Raw genomic sequence first — 17023 nt, forward strand, 5'->3', positions numbered from 1 at the left:
AGTGGACGCAACAGGTCGGGGTCGCTTTGCGGCACAGCCTGATCGGCGAGCTCCTCGGCACAGCGCTCTTGCAGCCGGTCGTCGAACCGCCCGATCCTCGCTCCGCCCGCCGGCGCCGCTCCGTCTCCCGCTCAGTCCTTCGTCCCACGCAACGGAACCCGAGTCGGGACCGGAGCGTAGTGCGAGGCAGCGCACGCCCTTCCCGACCAGAACGTGGGATGCGAGTTGCCTACGGGATTCTCACTGTTCTAGAATTCCCATCAGTTTGGTCGGATAAATCGAACTACTAGGATTCACCCCCTCTCATAGAAAGCATTCCCATGAGCAGCAATGTCAGACGACGCAGCGTCATCGCGGCCGCCGGTGCGGCCCTTACCGCGGCTCCGGTTCTCGCCGCGTGCGGCGATGACGCCCCCTCCGCCGCGGACGCCGACAGCTCCACCGCCAGCGGCACCATCCGCCTGGGGTACTTCGGGAACATCACCCACGCCCCCGCCCTCGTCGGACTCGAAGCCGGGGTCTTCAAGGACACGCTCCCGGACGAGGTCACCATCGAGACGACCGTGTTCAACGCCGGGCCCTCCGCCATCGAGGCCCTGTTCGCCGAGGCCATCGACATCTCCTACATCGGCCCCAACCCGGCCATCAACGGCTGGGCCCAGTCCGGGGGCCAGGCCCTGCACATCATCGCCGGGTCCACCTCCGGCGGTGCCGGGCTCGTGGTCAAGCCCGACATCACCGAGGTCGAGCACCTGCGCGGCAAGGCCCTGGCCACGCCGCAGCTGGGCAACACCCAGGACGTCGCGGCCCGCTACTGGCTCAAGGAGCAGGGCTACGAGACCGACCAGAACGGCGGCGGCGACGTCTCGGTGGTCCCCATCGACAACGCCGAAGTGGCCGCCGCGTTCGAGGACGGCACCGTCCAGGCCGCCTGGGCCGTCGAGCCGCGCTACTCCCAGCTCCTGCTCCAGAACGGCGCGGTCGAGTTCCTCAACGAGCGCGAGCTGTGGGAGGGCGGCGAGTTCGTCACCACCCACATCATCGTCTCCAAGACATTCCTCGACGAGCAGCCCGCGCTGGTCAAGGCCTTCATCGAAGCCCACGTGGCCGCGCTGGACTACATCGAGGCGAACCCCGACGAGGCCCAGACGCTCGCCAACGACCACATCTTCGCGCTGACCGACAAGCGCCTGGACGACGACGTGATCGCCGCGGCCTTCGCCAACCTGAGCTTCACCGCCGACCCGCTCGCCGACTCGCTCCAGGGCAGCAAGGACCACGCCGTCGAGATCGACCTGCTCGAAGAGGTCGACCTCAAGGGCATCTACGCCCTCGACGCGCTCAACCAGGTGCTCAAGGACCGCGGCGACGCCGAAGTCTCGGCGGGTGAGCTGGCATGACCGAGACCCGCACCGACACGCGGGTCGCAGACACCGCCCGGGCCCAAGGAGCCGTGGTGCTGACCGACGTGGTCAAGCGCTACGGCCGGGGCCCGGGCGCCGTCACGGCCCTCGACGGCGTCTCGCTCAGCGTCGATCCCGGCAGCTTCACCTGCCTGCTCGGCGCCTCCGGCTGCGGCAAGAGCACCCTGCTCTCCCTCGTGGCCGGACTCGACGACATCTCCGGCGGCTCGATCGAGCACGTCGACCAGCCGGTCGCCATGATGTTCCAGGAGTCGGCGCTGTTCCCGTGGCTCACCGTCGCGGGCAACGTCGAGATCGCACTGCGGGTGAGGGGCGTCGGTCGGGCTGAACGACGCGCCCGCGCGCTCGACCTCCTGGAGACCGTGCGGCTCACCGGGTTCGCGCACAAGCGCCCGCACGAGCTCTCCGGCGGCATGCGCCAGCGGGTCGCGCTCGCGCGGGCCCTCGCGCAGGACGCCTCGGTGCTGCTCATGGACGAGCCGTTCGGCGCGCTCGACGCGATGACCCGCGACATCCTCCACGACGAGCTGGAGCGGATCTGGCGCGAGCAGGCGCTGACGGTCCTGTTCGTGACCCACAACGTGCGCGAGGCGGTGCGCCTGGGCGACCAGGTGGTGCTCTTGAGCTCGCGTCCGGGCCGGGTCCTCAACATCTACGACGTGGAGATGGACCGCCCCCGGCGGATCGACTCCGCGCCGGTCGCGGCGCTGGCCGCCGAGATCACCGACGCGCTGCGAGAGGAGGTGTCCCGCCATGCCGGTTGAGGCCGTCAAGAAGGAGAAGGACACGTCCCGCAACTGGGTCGCCGGGCTCGACGAGCTGGAGCGGACCCCGGTCACCGAGACGCGCCTGGGTCGCCTGGGCGCGAAGCTGTGGGCCGGGACCTGGCCGAAGGTCCTGGCGCTGATCCTGGTCGTGGGCTCGTGGCAGCTCCTGTTCCTCTCGGGATGGAAGAAGCCGTGGGTGCTGCCCTCGCCGCTGACGGTGTGGCAGGACCTCGTGGCGTACGCGAGCACCTCGGACTACTGGGAGGCCATCCTCATCACCGCGCAGCGGGCCCTCAGCGGCTTCGCGCTGTCGGTGCTGGTGGGCACGGTGCTGGGGATCGCGGTGGCGCGGTTCAAGCCGCTGCGGGCGGCGATCGGGTCGCTCATCACCGGACTCCAGACGATGCCGTCGATCATGTGGTTCCCGCTGGCGATCCTGCTGTTCAAGATCTCGGAGTCGGCGATCCTGTTCGTGGTGGTCCTGGGGGCGGTGCCCTCGATCGCCAACGGGATCATCTCGGGGATCGACTACGTGCCGCCCGCGTGGAAGCGCGTCGGCGCGGTCCTGGGCATGAAGGGCTTCACGCTGTACCGCCACGTGATCCTGCCCGCGACGCTGCCGTCGTTCGTGTCGGGCCTGAAGCAGGGCTGGGCGTTCGCGTGGCGCTCGCTCATGGCCGGCGAACTCCTGGTGATCGTGGCCGGACAAGGCTCGGTCGGCGCGCTCATGCAGGGCGCCAGGGAGTTCAACGACTCGGCGCGGGTGCTCACCTGGATCCTCACGATCTTGTTCATCGGCATCCTGGTCGACTCGGTGTTCAAAGCCGCTGACAACAGAATCCGCAGGTCCTGGGGCCTGCACCAAGACCGCTGACCGCACTTCCCCGCGGGCCGGGCGCACCTTCGGCCCGCGGGGACCTCCCCACCTGAATCGCTTGGGGCACGACATGACCACAATTCCCATTAAAAACATCGGACAAGTAGACATCAAGCGTGTCGCGACCCGCTTGCGGCTCGACCGCCTGCGCGTCCTCATCGGACCGGTGGCCCTGGTCGCGGTCTGGCAGCTCGGCTCGGCCACCGGCCTCATCCCCGAGCAGACGCTGGCGGCGCCCTCGACGGTGATCGCCGCGGGCGGCGAGCTGATCGAGACCGGGCGGCTCCAAGAGCACCTGCTCGTCTCGCTCGGCCGGGCCGCGACCGGCCTGGCCCTCGGCGTGGCGATCGGGGCCGTGCTCGCGATCGTCGCAGGACTGTTCCGTCTCGGCGAGGACCTCATCGACGGCCCGATGCAGATCCTCCGCGCCATCCCCGCACTCGCGCTGGTGCCCCTCGCGATCGTGTGGTTCGGGATCGGCGAGGAGGTCAAGGTCTTCCTGGTGGTCTTCGCGACCGCGTTCCCGGTGTACGTCAACACCCACGCGGCGATCCGCGGCCTGGACCCGCGCTACGGCGAGCTCGCGCGCACCGCCGAGCTCGGCAAATTCGCCCTGGTGCGGCAGGTGATCCTGCCCGGGGCGCTGCCGGGGTTCTTCACCGGGCTGCGCTTCGCGACCGCGATCTCGTGGCTGGTGCTGGTCGTGTCCGAGCAGATCAACGCCACCAGCGGCATCGGCTACCTCATGACGCAGGCGCGCAGCTTCGCCCAGACCGACATCATCGTCGTCGGCCTCGTGGTCTACGGCCTCCTCGGGCTCACCTCGGACCGGCTGGTCCGCCTCATCGAAGGGAGGGTCCTGCCGTGGCGACGGACCTTCGCAGCGCAATAGACCTCCACGTCCCGACCGCGGTGTCGGTCAAGGGACTCGACAAGTCCTTCGGCTCGCAGCACGTGCTGCGCGGGGTCGACCTCGACCTGGCCCCCGGCGAGTTCGTGGCGCTGCTCGGGCGGTCGGGCTCGGGCAAGTCGACGCTCCTGCGGGTCCTCGCCGGACTCGACACCGACTACGAGGGCGAGGCCACCGTGCCCGGGCGCCGGGCCGTGGCGTTCCAGGACGCGCGGCTGCTGCCGTGGAAGCGGGTCCTCGACAACGTCTTGCTCGGACAGAAACGCGCGAAGGAGCGCGGGCTGGAGACGCTCGCCGAAGTCGGGTTGGCGGACAAGGCGAAAGCGTGGCCGCACACCCTCTCGGGCGGCGAGGGCCAGCGGGCCGCGCTGGCGCGGGCGCTCGTGCGCGAACCGGAGCTGCTGCTGCTCGACGAGCCGTTCGGAGCCCTGGACGCCTTGACCCGCTTGAAGATGCACGCGCTGCTGCGCAGGCTCTGGGCCGCGCACCGCCCCTCGGTCCTGCTGGTGACGCACGACGTCGAGGAGGCCATCGCGCTCGCCGACCGGGTGCTGGTCCTCACCGAGGGCCGGATCTCGCTCGACGCGCAGGTCGAACTCCCCGAACACCTCCCCCGCCGGTCCCCCGAGTTCGCCGATCTGCGCGACCGGCTCCTGGGCGAACTCGGCGTCGCCGAATCCGAACGTTAAGGCAGGTAACGACAATGACCATTCCCGAGCACGCGCGAGGCTACGAGGGCTTCGGCGGCACGATCGGACGCACGAGCGACGAGTCCACCCCGTGGTGGCCCGAGGAGCCTACCGCCCCGGCCGGGGCCCCGAACATCATCGTGGTGCTCCTGGACGACATGGGCTACAGCGACATCGGGCCGTTCGGGTCCGAGATCGACACCCCGAACCTCGACCGGATCGCCGCCAGCGGTGTGCGGCTGACGAACTACCACACCACCCCGGTGTGCTCCCCCGCCCGGGCCGCGCTGCTCACCGGGCTCAACCCGCACCGGGCCGGATACGGCTCGGTCGCCAACGGCGACCCGGGCTATCCCGGGCTGCGACTCGAACTCGCCGACGACGTGCTCAGTCTTCCCGAAGCGTTGCGCGCCAACGGGTACGCCACGTACGCGATCGGCAAGTGGCACCTCGCGCGGGACGCTAACCTCGCGCCGGGCCGCCCGCGGGACTCCTGGCCGCTCCAGCGCGGCTTCGACCGCTACTACGGCTCGCTCGAAGGCCTCAACTCGTTCTTCCACCCCAACCAGCTCACCGTCGACAACGGACCGTCCCCGGTGGAGGATTTCCCCGAGGACTACTACCTCACCGACGATCTCACCGATCAGGCCGTCGAACGCATCAAGGAACTGCGCGCGCACGACCCCGAGAAGCCGTTCTTCCTGTACTTCGCCCATGTTGCGATGCACGGGCCGCTCCAGGCCAAGGCCGACGACATCGCGAAGTACCGCGGCAAGTACGCCGAGGGCTGGGACGTGCTGCGCGAGCAGCGCTTCGCCAAGCAGCTCGCCGAAGGGCTGTTCCCCGAGGGCACTCGGCAGGCACCGCGCAACACCGAGCCGGGCTTCGACGTCCCGGCCTGGGACGAACTCAGCGAGGACGAGCAGGACCGCTTCGCCCGCTACCAGGAGGTCTACGCCGCGATGGTCGACAGCGTCGACCAATCGCTGGGGCGCATCCTCGACACCGTCGAGGCCCTCGGCGAACTCAACAACACCATCGTGGTGTTCACCTCCGACAACGGCGGCACCGCCGAAGGCGGCCCGGCCGGGACCCGCTCGTACTTCTCGCAGTTCGTGCACCACCCGGTGCCCGGCGACTGGGAGCGCGACGTGCCGCACGATCCGGACCTGATCGGTTCGGCCAAGCTCGGCGTCCACTATCCCAGGGGCTGGGCCCAGACCTCGAACACGCCGTTCCGGTTCTACAAGGGCCAGACGTTCGCGGGCGGGGTGCGGGTGCCGTTCCTGCTCTCGTGGCCCGCCGGGCTGCGCCGCGCGGAGGGCGACGACGGCGTGCGGGACCAGTACGGGTACGTCACCGACGTGTTCCCCACGCTCCTGGAACTCGCCGGGCTCACCGCCCCGGGCGAGCGGGCCGGACGAGCGGCGCAGGAACGCGACGGGGTGAGCCTGGCCGAGGTACTGCGCGGCAAAGAGACCGCCAGCGCGCACACCGAGCAGTACGCCGAGTTCGGCGGGCATCGCGGGTACTACAAGGACGGGTGGAAGCTCGTCACGCTGCATCGTCCGGGCACGCCGTTCGAGGACGCCGAGTGGCAGTTGTTCGACACGCGCACCGATCCGACGGAGCTGGTCGACGTGGCCGACGAGTTCCCCGACGTGGCGAAGGAACTGGCCGAGGCGTGGGAGCACGCGGCTTGGCGCAACACGGTGTTCCCGCTTCAGACGGGCCGGGCGTTCGGGTCGGGGGCGCGGCGGCCGTTCGACGAGCGGTTCTCGCGGCCGGTGCGGCTGCTGCCGGGTTCGCCTGTGCTGGAACGGCACCGGTCGGCCTCGCTGGTGCAGTACCGGTCGTTCACCGTGGACGTGGAGTTGACCGACGACGGCGGCGACGGGGTCCTGGTGGCGCACGGCGATCCGCAGGGCGGGTACGTGCTGTACATCGAGGACGGTCGGATCCGGTTCGGCTACAACCAGTACGGCAAGGCCACGGTGATCGACGGCGGCGACGTCCCGGCCGGGACGCGTTTGATTCGGCTGCACGCGCAGGCCACGCCGAAGCTCCAGTGGGACTTCACGATCGGTCTCGGCGACGGCACCGGTGAACCCGTCGAGGCCGGGCGGTTGCCCGGGCGGCTCCAGCTCGCCGGGCTCGCGCCGTGGACGGGCATCTCGGTCGGGCGCGACGCGAGGGGCCCGGTCCTGTGGGACCTGCGCGAGCGGCGCGGGGCGTTCCCGTTCAACGGCGAGCTCGCCGCCGTGACCTACACCCCGGGGCCGCTCGCGTTCGGCCCCGAGGAGATCCGCGCGATCAAACGCGAAGCCGAACTCCTCGCAGATTAAACGACACATATCGAAAGGCACGATGACATGACCACCGCTTCCCGCCGCACCCTGCTCGGGGCCGCCGCCTCCGCACCGCTCGCCGCGCTCGGCCTGGCCGCGTGCTCTGACGACGCGGACGGCTCGGTCACGCTGCGGATCGGCGAGCTCGGGGCGACTCCGGTCACCCAGGAGCTGTTCAAGGCCGCCGGGCTCGACCAGGACCTGCCCTACGCCATCGAGTGGAAGCAGTTCGTCAACGCCGGACCCGAGTACATCGAGGCCGCCGGGGCCGACGCGGTGGACGTGGGCTTCACCGCCGACACCCCGCTGATCTTCGCGGCCTCGAACGGAGTGAAGCTCAAGGCGATCGCGGCGACCACTGTGGACGACCCGTCCACGTCGTTCAACGCGATCCTCGCCGGCCCCGGGACCGGGATCTCATCGGTCGCCGACCTCAAGGGCCGCAAGGTGTCCTTCCAGGAGGGCACCATCACGCAGTACCACGTGGTCAAGGCGCTCGAATCGGTCGGATTGAGTCTCGACGACGTCGAGACGGCGAACCTGCCGGTGGTCGACGCCAACACCGCGCTGGCCAACGGCGAGATCGACGCGGTCGCGACGCTCGGCATCTACTGGTCGCAGGCCGAGCTCGCCGGGGCGACCTTGGTGGCGACCGGGGCGGACTACTTCCCGAGCATCTCGTTGCTCTCGGCGCGGACCGAGATCATCGAGGACGAGGCCTATGCCGATGCGCTTGCGGACTATGTGGAGCGATACGGGAAGGCCCAGGAGTGGCGTTACGCGAACCTCGACGCGTGGGTCGAGCAGTACGCCGCGCTCACCGGGCTGCCGATCGAGGTCGTGGAGGCGACCGAGACGCGCGCGCCGGTGACGCTGGGGCCGATCACCGAGGAGATCCGCGCGTCCCAGCAGGAGCAGTCCGACGGGTACGCGGCCCTCGGCATCATCGACGAGCTGGACGCCGCGGGCCAGTTCGACGACCGGTTCAACACCGTGTTCGAAGCCTGACAGCCCATTGAAGACGGTCGGCGGCGGGATTCCCGATCAGCTCGCGGGATTCCCGCCGCCGACGCCCACACCGAGAGGAACCGACATGCCCACCGCTTCCAAGTCCTATATCGACACCAATGCCGCCCGGCAGCTCGTCGAAGAGCACCAGGCGATCCTGGTCGACGTCCGCACCCCCGGCGAGTTCGCCACCGAACGCATCACCGACTCCCGCAACATCCCGCTCTCCCTGGTCAAGTCCGCCCAAGGCGCGCTCGGCGAGACCGAACGCCCGGTGATCCTCGTATGCGCCTCGGGCGCCCGCGCGGGCCAGGCGAAAGACCTCCTCGGCGAGGAGACCGGCGTCCCCGTCCACATCCTCGAGGGCGGCCTCACCGCCTGGAAGCAGGCAGGAGCCCCGGTCGAATCCACCGGCCGCAGGGTCTGGGGCATGGAACGCCAGGTGCGCCTGACGGCGGGCGCCCTCGTGATCACGTTCGTGGCACTGAGCCTCGCCTGGGAACCACTCAAGTGGCTGGCCGCGGCGATCGGAGCGGGCCTGGCAATAGCGGCGATCACGAACACCTGCGCGATGGCGAGGGTCCTCGCGATCCTCCCCTGGAACCGCCGCGCAGCCTGACCATTGGGGACGGCGCGGCCACGCAGGCTACGATCATGGCCGCGGCGGTGACCGGGACTACCCGCTCGCCGCTGCCTCGCCCGACGCCCCGAACCCATAGCTGGATCCCCATGCCCTTCACGCCCCAAGGCCTCGACATGAGGCCGCCGATCAATGTGCGCCATGAAGTCGTCTGCGCCGTCCTGCCCCTCGGCCTCGCCGCAGCGATCGCCGCCGCCGCCTGGCTACACATGTTCGCGGCCGATTCGGCGCTCACCACCGCCGCCTTCGTCATCTGCGTCCTCATCGCGACGGTCGGGGCAATCGCAGTGGTGGCGACGACGTTCATGGGCCGCCTGCGCCAGGCCATGGGTCGCCTCACCTACCTCGTCCCGGCATTCGCGCTGCTCGGCGCCATGGTCCCCATGTACGCACTCGACCAGTTCGCCCTCGTCCACCGCGGCATACAGGTCCAGTGCGAGGTGGTCGCGATCGACAACTACGTGCGAGGCAGCGACACCTTGCGGACCGACCACGAGTTCGCCTGCCCCGGTTGGCCTTCGTTCAACGCGGACACCTCGCGCGCGGAGCGGTTCCCGATCGGACACGACCTGATCGCGACTATCGACCCGCTCGACCGCGCCGAGCCCTCGATCCGCGAGGTCTCCTCGACCAATGCCCTCATCGCGGCCGCGTTCTCGATCGGCCTGCTTGCGGCGGTCGTCTTCGGCCGACTCGACGCCGTCGACGACGGCCGGATCCGTGCCGCGTGGAGGGTCCGAATTCGGCGCCTGCGCAATCGCGGGGTCGCATGAGCGTTCGTAGACGAGAGCTCAGGCTTGCCGTTGTTCCGCCGGTGGTCGCCGCCGTGGCGGTTGCGAACTTGAGTTGGACGGTCATGTTCGAGCCGTCGTGGGTGCCGGGGTGGTGGACCGGCGTCGGTGTCGGGGGCACTGCGGCCGCCGGGTTGGGGTTGTTCGCCACGGCGCTCGTCGGGCGGCTGCGGCGCAAGGGTGTCGCCTGGTTCATCGTGCCGTTCTTCACCGCGTTCGGCCTCGCCGGGCTCGTCCCCGCGTTCGACGCCACCGCGCTCGCCATGCGGGGCGTCGAGGTCGGATGCACCGTGGCCTCCAAGTACGAGGAGGAGCACCGGGGCACGATGTACGTCTACCACGTGCTGGAATGCCCAGGCTGGCCGTCGCCGACGATGAGCACCAAGCGGGCCCAGCAGCTCGACGTCGGCGAGGCCGCGTCGGCCGTGCTCGATCCCGAGGGGCGGACCCATCCGGACTTCGACGGGGTCGACTGGGCTGCCGGGCCGCTGTGGGCGGCGGCAGCGCTCGCGGTGGCCGCCATCACGGTCACGAGCCGGATCGTCATGGTCGACGACGAGTTCAGGGCCAAGCTCACCAGGGGCATCGCACCCGAATCGGCGGCGAACAAACGGTGAACCGCGTCCGCATTCATGGCCGGTGCGAACTGGCCAGGTTACGGTTGCGGCGGTGCACTGTCTGCCGAATGGAAGGTCCGCCGTGATCTACAGCCTCTTCGACTCCGCTGCCGCGTACGAGCTCAGTGAGGACGACCAGGCCGGGGCGGTGCCGCCGGTCGAGGCGGTGCTGTTCGACTTCAGCAACACGATCTTCAAGCTCATCGACGTGGAGACCTGGCTGCGCCGCTTCGAGGCCTCCACCGGGCGGGCCCTCAGCGCCGAGCTGCTGGAGAAGACCGCCGGGCAGCTCGGAGAGACCTACCTGATGCCCGAGGTCGCCGCCGCGCAGGTCGGGCGGGACGAGTCGGCCGAGCAGCACCGCACCGCGCTGTTCACGTGGTTCTCCCACGTCGACTACCTCCAAGGCCACGAGGACACCGCGTACGACCTCATCGCCGCCCCCGACGCGTGGGTCCCCTACCCCGACACCGAGCCGCTCCTGCGGGAGCTGCGCTCGCGCGGGATCAAGACCGGGATCGTCTCCGACTTCGCATGGGACGTGGGCGTCCACATGGAGCACCACGGCATGCTCGACCTCATCGACGTGCGGGTCGTCTCCTACCAGCACGGCACCGAGAAGCCCGACCCGGTGCTGTTCCTCGCCGCGTGCGAGCAGCTCGGCGTCGACCCCCGCCGCACCCTCATGGTCGGCGACAACCCGACCAAGGACGGCGGCGCAGCAGCCTCGGGCCTGCGCGCCTACATCCTCCCGGGCGAACCCCGCACCGGCGAGCGGGGCCTGCGCCACGTCCTGGGATTCCTCGAATAGGTCACCGATGCGGCTGCGCGCGAACGGATCGCGGCGTCGCTGGCGCTGCTCGGCGCGCACACCGGCTAAGACTTGCGCTTGGGCTTAGCGCGCAAGTGGGCCCTTTCGCCTTGGGCGCCGAAGAGGCTGAGGAACTCGACCGGGTGTTCGTCGGCGCTGCCGAACCAGTGCGGGGTGCGCGTGTCGAACTCGGCGGCCTCGCCGGGCTTCATCACGAAGTCGTGCTCGCCGAGGACCACCCGCAGGCGGCCGTTGAGGACGTACATCCACTCGTAGCCCTCGTGGACCTTCAACTCCGGCTCGCCGCGCTCGCTCGGGGCGATCACCAGCTTGTAGGCCTGGATGCCGCCCGGGTTGCGGGTGAGCGGCAGCATCGTCATGCCGTGGTGGGTGATCGGACGCAGGTGGATGCGCGGATCGCCGGTCTGAGGCGCGCCCACGAGGTCGTCGAGGGTCACGCCGTGCGCTTTCGCCAACGGCAGCAGCAGTTCCAGCGTGGGCTTGCGCGCACCCGACTCCAGGCGCGAGAGAGTGCTCACCGAGATCCCGGTGCGCTCCGAGAGGTCGGCGAGGGTCGCCTCGCGTTGCTTGCGCAGCGCCCGCAGGCGCGGCCCGACCGAGTCCAGGGCCTGGTCCATCGCTTCGTCCATCCATCGAGTTTGCCAGATCGGCAAGAAAGTTTGCCAGTTTCGACCAGCTCGACTTACGGTCGTGGCGGAGGTGGTCGAAGTGACCGATGAACTGAAGGACCGGTACGACGTCGTGGTGATCGGCGGCGGCGCCGCAGGCCTGAGCGGGGCCCTCATGCTCGCCCGGGCCCGCCGCTCGGTGGCGGTGATCGACGCTGGCGAGCCGCGCAACGCCCCCGCCGAAGGCGTCCACGGGCTCCTCGGCCGCGAGGGCATGCCGCCCGCCGAGCTGCTCGAACGCGGCCGCGGCGAAGTGCGGCAGTACGGCGGGCACGTCGTCAGCGGTACCGTGACCGGCGCGAAGGCCCTCGACGGCGGCTTCTGCGTGTCACTGGAGGACGGGCGCGAAGTGCGGGCCCGGCGGGTGCTCGTCACCACCGGCGTCACCGACCGCATGCCCGACATCCCGGGCCTGCGCGAGCAGTGGGGCCGCGGCGTCGTCCACTGCCCCTACTGCCACGGCTGGGAGATCCAGGGCCAGGCCATCGGGATCGTGGCCACCGGCCCGGCCTCGGTGCACCAGACGCTGCTGTTTCGCCAGTGGAGCGCCGACCTCGTGCTCTTCACCAATGAGGTGCTGGAGCCGAGCGCGGAAGAACTGGAGAAGTTCGCGGCCCTGGGCATCCGCGTCGTGAACGGCCCGATCGCGAGGATCGAGACCGCCGACGACGCGATCACGGGCGTGCGGCTCGCCAGCGGCGAACTGGTCGAACGCCAGGCCCTGACCGTGGCGACCCGGCCCGAAGCCAGGGCCGGGTTCATCGGCGGCCTCGGCCTGGAAGCGGTCGAGCACCCCTCGGGGATGGGCGAGCACGTGCCCGCGGACCCGATGGGGCGCAGCGAGGTCCCCGGTGTGTGGCTCGCGGGCAACGTCACCGACCTGATGATGCAGGTCGGCAACGTCGCCGCCGCGGGCGCGATGGCCGGGGCTCAGATCAACATGGAGCTCGTCGAAGAGGACACGGCCGCCGCTCTGGCGGCCTACCGCGAGTAGCTACGGCTTCCGGCCTGATCCCGCCGAGCCGCCGGTGGCCAGGCGCATCAGGTCGGAGCTCAGGTCGATGTCGAGCTCGGTGCCGCCCGCGCTGCCGTACTCGTGCTGGTAGGACTTCCACGACTCGGTGCGGACCTGCTCGGCGAACCCCGACTCCATGAGCAGCAGCAGCTCGATCGCGGCGCGGTCGATCCGCTCCCCCAGCTCCTTCGCGGTCCAGTCCTCGGTGGCGGCGAAGACCGAGGTCGGCACCGTCATCGTGCGCAGGTACGCGAACAGCGAGCGCATCTGCTCGTCGACGACCAGCGCGTGCCGGGCCGTCCCGGCCGTCGCGGCCAGCACCACCGGCTTGGCGATGAGCAGGTCGTTGTCGAGGAGGTGGAAGAACGAGCTGAACAGGCCGCTGGGGGCGGCCTTGTAGACCGGGGCGCTGGCGACCACGGCGTCGGCCGCGCCGAGCAGCTCGACCGCGCGGGTCAGCTTGGGGCCCATGAACTGCGAGACCAGGGCCGTGGCGATCTCGCCCGCGAGTTCGCGCAGGTCGACGACGTCGGTCGTGACGCGCTCGCCGCGGCGTTCGGCGTGGGCGCCCACGCGGGCGGCGATCCGGTCGGCGAGCATCCGGGTCGAGGACGGGTCGCTCGTACCGGCGCTGACGACGACGAGACGGAACGGCGTTTCGGGGTTGCGGGCGTTCATCGCGGGGCCTCCTGGCGGTTCGGGCGGCGGGTCTGGGGCGGCGGTGCGGGGTCGCAGGCGGCGAGCTTGCGGCCGATCGCTTCGAGCTGGCGCATCTCCTCGTCGGTGAGGGCCGCGTTCACGGCGCGGGCCACATCGACGGCGTGGCGTCCGCCCACGCGGCGCTGCTGCTCGCGACCGGTCTCAGTGAGCGCCAGACGCAGGCCGCGGCCGTCGGCCGGGTCGGGCGCGCGCTCGACCAGGCCGCGTTCGGCGAGGCGGTCGACGAGCCGGGACAGGGCGGGCTGGCTGAGCAGCACGCCCCGGCCCAGTTCGTAGAGTCGCATGGGCTCGCCGTGCTTGGCGAGCGTGTAGAGCACGTCGTACTCGCGCATCGACAGCTCGTCCCAGATCGGTTCGGCGGCGAACCGCTTCATCAGCGCCGCGTGGGCGGTGAGCAGCGATTCCCAGGCGTCGTTCGCGAGGCGACTGCGGCTGCGTGGCATCGGGGGCTCCTAGATGGTCGGGTACTCGGCTTCGGCGTCCCCGTCCTGGTAGGGCGAGCCTCCGGTGACGTTGTCGCCGCGGTTGGCGTTGGGGCGCGGCTGGCGGGCCGGCCGGTCGCCGTACTTGGCCTTGACGAGCCCCTCGTGGGTGGGCGCGTCGGCCGTCTCGGGGTCGCGCCGGGAGGCGAGCTCCTTGCGCAGCACCGGGACGACCTCGCCGCCGAGCAGGTCGAGCTGGTCGAGGACCATCTTGAGCGGCATCCCGGCGTGGTCGAGGAGGAACATCTGGCGCTGGTAGTCGCCGAACGTCTCCTGGAAGGTCAGGGTCTTGTCGATGACCTCCTGCGGGCTGCCGACCGACAGCGGCGTGCCCTTGGTGAACTCCTCCAGCGTGGGACCGTGGCCGTAGACCGGGGCCTCGTCGAAGTAGGGCCGGAATTCCTTGACCGCGTCCTGGGACTTCTTGGCGATGTACGCCTGCCCGCCCAGGCCCACGATGGCCTGCTTGCGGGTGCCGTGCCCGTAGTGCTCGAAGCGCTGGCGGTAGAAGTCGATCAGGCGCTTGGAGTGCGAGGACGGCCAGAAGATGTGGTTGGCGAAGTAGCCGTTGCCGTAGAACGCGGCCTGCTCGGCGATCTCGGGCGTGCGGATCGAGCCGTGCCACACGAACGGCGGCACGTCGTCCAGCGGCCGGGGCGTCGAGGTGAAGCCCTGGAGCGGGGTGCGGAACTGGCCTTCCCAGTCCACGACGTCCTCGCGCCACAGCCGGTGCAGGAGGTTGTAGTTCTCCAGCGCCAGCGGCAGGCCCTGGCGGATGTCCTGGCCGAACCACGGGTAGACCGGGGCGGTGTTGCCGCGCCCGAGCATGAGGTCCATGCGGCCCTTGGCCAGGTGCTGGAGCATCGCGTACTCCTCGGCGATGCGCACCGGGTCGTTGGTGGTGATGAGCGTGGTCGCGGTGGTCAGGAGCAGCCGCTCGGTGCGCGCGGCGATGTTCGCCAGCAGCGTGGTGGGCGAGGAGGAGAAGAACGGCGGGTTGTGGTGCTCGCCGATCCCGAAGGCGTCGAGGCCGACCTCTTCTGCGTGCACGGCGATCTTGACGATCGCGTCGATGCGCTCGGCCTCGGTCGGAGTGGTGCCCGAGATCGGGTCGCGCGTGATGTCACTGACTGAGAAGATACCGAACTGCATCGTCTTTCCCCTGCTCCCGCCGCCGCAGCGGCCTGATGTTCATGCGTTTGCATCTACTTGAACAGACTACCGCCCCGAGTTGTTCCCGTCAGGGGGACGTGAGGCGGCCCATAGGCCTAGAGCAGGGCGTGGACGAATTCGTAGGCGAGCCAGGCGGCGAAGATCAACAGGACAGCGCCTGAGAAGCGGTCGAACCAGACGCGGCGTTCCTTGGTCAGGACGCGGCGCATGCCGGCCGCGGCGCCCGCGAGGAGGAGGAACCAGAGCCAGGAGGCCGAGAGCGTGCCGATCGCGAACGTGGTGCGCGTGGCGGCGCTCTGCGCGGCGATCGCGGCGCCGAGGACCCCGACGGTGTCGAGGATCGCATGCGGGTTGAGCAGCGACACGGCGGCCGTGCGGCGAAGGGTCTGCGCGGGGGTCCACGTCCCGGTCTCGTCGGCGAGTTCGGCGGGTTTGGCGCGCAGCGACTTGACGCCCAGGTAGGTCAGGAACGCGGCCCCGCCGATGAGCATCGCCGGGCGCAGGCCCGGCACCGAGTCGAGCAGCGCGGAGGCCCCGGTCGCGCCGAGCACGATGAGCAGCGTGTCGCACAGCCCGGCCCCGAGCACGGCCCACAGCGCCCGCGGCATCCCCAGGCTCACGCCCTGGCCGAACACGAACACGTTCTGAGCCCCGATGGGCACGATGAGCGCGAGGCCGAGCGCGAGCCCGGTGAAGAACGCGACGGTCACCGCATGCCGCTCTCGAACACGTTGCCGCCCAAGCTGTTTCACTCTCCGCGCGGTTCAAGCGGGCCGAAGACCGACCCGCACCAGGGGCAAGCGTATCCAAAGCGGGCCCGATGCGGCTCATCAAATTTCCGGGCTCGGCGTTGACAACCGTTCTGCCGTCGCACCTGTATCTATTGCCACGACCAGCCGACGAGATGGGAACGCGACCGATGCGACACCGACCTTTGCTCACCGCGGTAGCCGCCTGCGGTCTGCTCCTGGCCGCCGCGTGCGGCGACGAGCCCGCCGAGCGCGGCGGCACCGAGCCGAGCGCCGAGGCCGTGGCCGAGGCGGAGCGGCTGTATCAGATCGTCAACGAGAACCGCGTCATCGACAAGGAGCTCGAGGAACTGGAGCAGCGGGTCGTCAAGCGCTGCTTGGAGGACGAGGGGCTCACCGTCCACTACCCGGCGGTCTTCCCGCCGCCGAGCACCTACCTCTACGGGGCCTCGGGCTACCTCAGCGAAGCGCCGATCAACGGCGTGCCGACCCCGGAGGCGGCCGAGCGATGGGGCTTCGGCCTGTGGGTCGACTATGTCTACGACACCGAGGAGGGCGACCTCTCCGGGGAGCTGCTGACCCCGGAGGCGAGAACCGCGTTCGACCTCCCGCAGGAGGAGACCGCCCCGCCCGACTCCGGCGAATGGGACGCGCAGAGTGAGGAGTACCGCGGCGCCTGGATCGAGGCCTACAGCGGCTCCCCCGCGATCGAGGACTCGATGAAAGGCCCGCAGCTCGACAGCGAAGCGCCCCTGGGCGGTTGCCGCTTGGCGATGATCGAGACGATGTACGGCGAGCCCCATGTGGAGGAGGACGAGGAGGGCACGGTCGAGTACGCCCATGAACCGAGCCCGGTCTCCTCGATCGAGGACTCCGAAGGCTCGGGCGGGCTCTACGAGCAGCTTGAGGACGAGCGCGTCGCGTTCGAGTCCTGCCTCATCGACAACGGTTACGAGGGTTGGGAACTGAGCGACGAGCTCTACCCGCCGGTGTGGCAGTACTTCGGCCGGCTGTACGCCCCTGAACGCTTCGAGGACGGCACCGATGAGGGCGCGCCGGTCCCGGACCTGCCCGAGGAGGCCCCCTCGGGCTTCCGCGCCGTGATGGACCACGAACGCGAAGTCGCGAGCGACTTCGCCGCCTGCGGGGTCGAGAGCGGCCTGCGCACCGCCATCGAACAGGCCTGGGCGGCGCTCCTCGTCGACGCGTACCTCCCGATCGAAACCGAACTGGTCGCCTGGCAGACCAAGATGCAAGGCCACCTCGACGACGCCCAGGACTACCTCCAATCCTGAAGCACCGTCCGAGGCGGT

Annotated in this window: 18 protein-coding genes; 13 read left to right on the forward strand and 5 right to left on the reverse strand. The window is 70.1% G+C overall.

The features are described from left to right. Nucleotides 1-320 precede the first annotated feature (320 nt). The 11 genes from AB0B28_RS20615 (at nt 321) to AB0B28_RS20665 (ending at nt 10882) form a co-directional block, all read left to right on the forward strand. The gene (locus AB0B28_RS20615; protein ID WP_360123849.1) at nt 321-1400 is read left to right on the forward strand and encodes an ABC transporter substrate-binding protein; all 1080 of its coding nucleotides are present in this window, start codon (nt 321-323) and stop codon (nt 1398-1400) included. Continuing rightward, complete coding sequence (locus AB0B28_RS20620; RefSeq protein ID WP_360123852.1) at nt 1397-2188, forward strand: ABC transporter ATP-binding protein; 792 nt, start codon at nt 1397-1399, stop codon at nt 2186-2188. Before AB0B28_RS20615 ends, AB0B28_RS20620 begins: the two co-directional genes overlap by 4 nt. Further along, nucleotides 2178-3065, forward strand: a complete 888-nt coding sequence (locus AB0B28_RS20625; RefSeq protein ID WP_360123855.1) for an ABC transporter permease — start codon at nt 2178-2180, stop codon at nt 3063-3065. The genes AB0B28_RS20620 and AB0B28_RS20625 overlap by 11 nt, the downstream gene beginning before the upstream one ends. Nucleotides 3066-3138: 73 nt before the next feature. Further along, nucleotides 3139-3960, forward strand: coding sequence for an ABC transporter permease (locus AB0B28_RS20630; RefSeq protein WP_360123858.1), 822 nt, complete (start codon nt 3139-3141; stop codon nt 3958-3960). After that, nucleotides 3933-4667: an ABC transporter ATP-binding protein gene (locus tag AB0B28_RS20635; protein ID WP_360123861.1), complete on the forward strand. Its 735-nt coding sequence runs from the start codon at nt 3933-3935 to the stop codon at nt 4665-4667. Before AB0B28_RS20630 ends, AB0B28_RS20635 begins: the two co-directional genes overlap by 28 nt. 14 nt (nt 4668-4681) lie before the next feature. Next, complete coding sequence (locus AB0B28_RS20640) at nt 4682-7012, forward strand: arylsulfatase (protein WP_360123864.1); 2331 nt, start codon at nt 4682-4684, stop codon at nt 7010-7012. A 27-nt stretch (nt 7013-7039) separates the two neighbouring features. Further along, the gene (locus AB0B28_RS20645; RefSeq protein ID WP_360123867.1) at nt 7040-8023 is read left to right on the forward strand and encodes an ABC transporter substrate-binding protein; all 984 of its coding nucleotides are present in this window, start codon (nt 7040-7042) and stop codon (nt 8021-8023) included. A gap of 85 nt (nt 8024-8108) precedes the next feature. Further along, entirely contained in the window at nt 8109-8642 is a 534-nt protein-coding gene (locus tag AB0B28_RS20650) for a rhodanese-like domain-containing protein (RefSeq protein ID WP_360123870.1), read from the forward strand. 137 nt (nt 8643-8779) lie between these two features. Next, nucleotides 8780-9436: a hypothetical protein gene (locus AB0B28_RS20655; protein ID WP_360123873.1), complete on the forward strand. Its 657-nt coding sequence runs from the start codon at nt 8780-8782 to the stop codon at nt 9434-9436. A 68-nt stretch (nt 9437-9504) separates the two neighbouring features. After that, entirely contained in the window at nt 9505-10071 is a 567-nt protein-coding gene (locus tag AB0B28_RS20660) for a hypothetical protein (RefSeq protein ID WP_360123876.1), read from the forward strand. Nucleotides 10072-10153: 82 nt separating this feature from the next. Beyond that, nucleotides 10154-10882, forward strand: a complete 729-nt coding sequence (locus AB0B28_RS20665) for an HAD-IA family hydrolase (protein ID WP_360123879.1) — start codon at nt 10154-10156, stop codon at nt 10880-10882. A 65-nt stretch (nt 10883-10947) separates the two neighbouring features. Here AB0B28_RS20665 and AB0B28_RS20670 read toward each other — a convergent pair whose 3' ends face one another. Continuing rightward, nucleotides 10948-11532: an XRE family transcriptional regulator gene (locus tag AB0B28_RS20670; protein WP_360123882.1), complete on the reverse strand. Its 585-nt coding sequence runs from the start codon at nt 11530-11532 to the stop codon at nt 10948-10950. A gap of 79 nt (nt 11533-11611) precedes the next feature. On the opposite strand from AB0B28_RS20670, the gene AB0B28_RS20675 reads away from it, so the two are divergent. Then, nucleotides 11612-12565: an NAD(P)/FAD-dependent oxidoreductase gene (locus AB0B28_RS20675; RefSeq protein WP_360123885.1), complete on the forward strand. Its 954-nt coding sequence runs from the start codon at nt 11612-11614 to the stop codon at nt 12563-12565. Here AB0B28_RS20675 and AB0B28_RS20680 read toward each other — a convergent pair whose 3' ends face one another. The 4 genes from AB0B28_RS20680 to AB0B28_RS20695 form a co-directional block, all read right to left on the reverse strand. Continuing rightward, nucleotides 12566-13264: a CE1759 family FMN reductase gene (locus AB0B28_RS20680; protein ID WP_360123888.1), complete on the reverse strand. Its 699-nt coding sequence runs from the start codon at nt 13262-13264 to the stop codon at nt 12566-12568. It abuts the gene before it with no gap. Then, a complete protein-coding gene (locus AB0B28_RS20685; RefSeq protein ID WP_360123891.1) occupies nt 13261-13749 on the reverse strand; it encodes a MarR family transcriptional regulator in 489 nt (162 codons plus the stop codon). Before AB0B28_RS20685 ends, AB0B28_RS20680 begins: the two co-directional genes overlap by 4 nt. 9 nt (nt 13750-13758) lie before the next feature. Next, a complete protein-coding gene (locus tag AB0B28_RS20690) occupies nt 13759-14940 on the reverse strand; it encodes an LLM class flavin-dependent oxidoreductase (protein ID WP_360123893.1) in 1182 nt (393 codons plus the stop codon). Between the two features lie 116 nt (nt 14941-15056). Beyond that, nucleotides 15057-15671 carry a LysE family transporter gene (locus AB0B28_RS20695; RefSeq protein WP_360123896.1) on the reverse strand — a complete coding sequence of 205 codons (615 nt, stop codon included), beginning with the start codon at nt 15669-15671 and terminating at the stop codon, nt 15057-15059. Nucleotides 15672-15880: 209 nt separating this feature from the next. Here AB0B28_RS20695 and AB0B28_RS20700 point away from each other — a divergent pair, with 209 nt between their 5' ends. After that, nucleotides 15881-17005, forward strand: a complete 1125-nt coding sequence (locus AB0B28_RS20700) for a hypothetical protein (protein WP_360123899.1) — start codon at nt 15881-15883, stop codon at nt 17003-17005. Nucleotides 17006-17023 lie beyond the last annotated feature (18 nt).

The sequence above is a fragment of the Glycomyces sp. NPDC046736 genome, from assembly GCF_040645615.1.
GTDB lineage: Bacteria > Actinomycetota > Actinomycetes > Mycobacteriales > Micromonosporaceae > Glycomyces.

Bases quoted from the DNA above. Each gene is read 5' to 3' on its own strand.
- AB0B28_RS20615 (WP_360123849.1), top strand. From the start codon at position 321: ATGAGCAGCAATGTCAGACGACGCAGCGTCATCGCGGCCGCCGGTGCG.
- AB0B28_RS20620 (WP_360123852.1), top strand. From the start codon at position 1,397: ATGACCGAGACCCGCACCGACACGCGGGTCGCAGACACCGCCCGGGCC.
- AB0B28_RS20625 (WP_360123855.1), top strand. From the start codon at position 2,178: ATGCCGGTTGAGGCCGTCAAGAAGGAGAAGGACACGTCCCGCAACTGG.
- AB0B28_RS20630 (WP_360123858.1), top strand. From the start codon at position 3,139: ATGACCACAATTCCCATTAAAAACATCGGACAAGTAGACATCAAGCGT.
- AB0B28_RS20640 (WP_360123864.1), top strand. From the start codon at position 4,682: ATGACCATTCCCGAGCACGCGCGAGGCTACGAGGGCTTCGGCGGCACG.
- AB0B28_RS20645 (WP_360123867.1), top strand. From the start codon at position 7,040: ATGACCACCGCTTCCCGCCGCACCCTGCTCGGGGCCGCCGCCTCCGCA.
- AB0B28_RS20650 (WP_360123870.1), top strand. From the start codon at position 8,109: ATGCCCACCGCTTCCAAGTCCTATATCGACACCAATGCCGCCCGGCAG.
- AB0B28_RS20655 (WP_360123873.1), top strand. From the start codon at position 8,780: ATGAGGCCGCCGATCAATGTGCGCCATGAAGTCGTCTGCGCCGTCCTG.
- AB0B28_RS20670 (WP_360123882.1), bottom strand. From the start codon at position 11,532: ATGGACGAAGCGATGGACCAGGCCCTGGACTCGGTCGGGCCGCGCCTG.
- AB0B28_RS20680 (WP_360123888.1), bottom strand. From the start codon at position 13,264: ATGAACGCCCGCAACCCCGAAACGCCGTTCCGTCTCGTCGTCGTCAGC.
- AB0B28_RS20685 (WP_360123891.1), bottom strand. From the start codon at position 13,749: ATGCCACGCAGCCGCAGTCGCCTCGCGAACGACGCCTGGGAATCGCTG.
- AB0B28_RS20690 (WP_360123893.1), bottom strand. From the start codon at position 14,940: ATGCAGTTCGGTATCTTCTCAGTCAGTGACATCACGCGCGACCCGATC.
- AB0B28_RS20700 (WP_360123899.1), top strand. From the start codon at position 15,881: ATGCGACACCGACCTTTGCTCACCGCGGTAGCCGCCTGCGGTCTGCTC.